Annotated in this window: 2 protein-coding genes; both read left to right on the forward strand. The window is 67.6% G+C overall.

Annotated elements, in window-relative coordinates; translation table 11 throughout:
• The first annotated feature begins 59 nt into the window (after positions 1-59).
• Positions 60-575 (forward strand): winged helix-turn-helix domain-containing protein, encoded by a 516-nt coding sequence (locus AQJ46_RS43225; protein WP_107117440.1) that lies wholly within the window; start codon positions 60-62, stop codon positions 573-575.
• Positions 572-1,161: IS630 family transposase (locus AQJ46_RS43230; protein WP_063803922.1), on the forward strand; the 590-nt coding region annotated here is incomplete at its 3' end. The genes AQJ46_RS43225 and AQJ46_RS43230, both read left to right, overlap by 4 nt.

The following is a 1,161-nucleotide window of genomic DNA, read 5'->3' on the forward strand; positions in this document are numbered from 1 at the left end:
ACTACTGATCTTTTCGTAAGTTCGGTGGGTGTGGTGGCCGTGGGTGGGAGGCTGTCGGGGTGGCATATCAACCTTCCCCTTCGGTTGCCGGCTCCTGCCTTCCTCCTTTGTCGCGGCCTCAGTTGGCGGAGGCGCGTCGTGTTCGGGCAGTCGAGTTGTTCGAGGGCGGCGTCTCGAATGCGGAGATCGCGAGGGCGGTGGGGGTGTGTGCCGAGAGTGTGCGGCGTTGGCGGCGGGTGTGGGAGCAAGACGGTGCTTCGGGCCTGCGGAGACGGGCAGCCACCGGACGCCCACCCAAGCTGGACGACACCCAGGTCGAGATGGTCCGGGCCGCGTTGGAGCAAGGTGCCCAGGCTCATGGTTTCGAGGCCGACCTGTGGACCCTGGAACGAGTCGGCGCGGTCGTCACCCGGGCAACGGGGGTGGTGTTGTCGAGGGCGTCGGTGTGGCGGCTGCTGACCGGCCGGCTCGGATGGAGCCTGCAACGGCCCGAGCGGCGGGCGGTCGAGCGGGACGAGTCGGAGATCGCCCGCTGGATCGCGCACGAGTGGCCGCGCATCAAAAAGGGGCCGTGAACACACGTGCCTGGATCGTCTTCCTCGACGAATCAGGCGTCTCACTGCTCCCTCAGATCCGCCGCACCTACTCGCCCCGAGGGCGGACTCCGCTCCTGCGGCACCGCCTGAACTGGAAACGCGCGTCGATGGCCGGAGCCTTGGGCTACCACGCCACCGACCCCGATCGCGGGGCCCGCCTGTGCTTCCACCTCAAGCCCGGCAGCTACGACACCGCCGGGCTCATCGAGGTCCTGGAGCAGGTGAAGGTGTTCTACCGCGGCGAGCGAGTGGTCCTGGTCTGGGACGGCCTGTCCGCTCACTGGAGCCGGGCGATGCGGGCCTGGGTCGCCGGACAGGACTGGCTCACCCTGGAACGATTACCCGCCTACGCTCCCGAGCTGAACCCGGTGGAACTGCTGTGGTCCTCGCTCAAGAAGCGTGAACTCGCCAACCTCGCCGGCGACCACCTCGCCGATGTCGCCGACGCCACCGAGCAAGGCATCCACCGCATCAACGCCAACCCCCGACTGCCCTGGTCATTCCTCGCCCATACCGGCCTGACCATCCGCCCACCACACCCACCGAACTTACGAAAAGATCAGTA

The sequence above is a fragment of the Streptomyces canus genome (assembly GCF_001514145.1).
Lineage (GTDB): Bacteria > Actinomycetota > Actinomycetes > Streptomycetales > Streptomycetaceae > Streptomyces > Streptomyces canus.